Raw genomic sequence first — 240 nt, 5'->3', positions numbered from 1 at the left:
GGCTTTGCCTAGCTCTGCTTCTCGTACCGCACGCGCCCAAGGGTAAAATTCAATATGAACGCCATAACCACGCTTTACCAGCATGCTAACTGTGAGCTGGTATAGCCAGCCTTTATTGCATAAGTTATCGTCTATGTAGGGAGGCCAGTTGAGTGTGACTAAACGAAGGACGGTATCAGCCTCTAAATTATAACCGTAACCGCTTTTGTATTTTTCGCCAGGAAGGGTGATATTTTTATC

The 240-nt window shown here is 45.4% G+C and carries 1 protein-coding gene; it reads right to left on the bottom strand.

Annotated elements, in window-relative coordinates; all coding sequences use genetic code 11:
• Window positions 1-240: hypothetical protein (locus SB749_RS20710; protein ID WP_410711974.1), on the bottom strand; the 240-nt coding region annotated here is incomplete at both ends.

This window comes from Brevibacterium sp. SIMBA_078, assembly GCF_046534565.1.
Taxonomy (GTDB): domain Bacteria; phylum Actinomycetota; class Actinomycetes; order Actinomycetales; family Brevibacteriaceae; genus Brevibacterium.
Note: the sequence above shows the minus strand (reverse complement) of the source record. Positions and strands in the feature narration are given on the sequence as shown.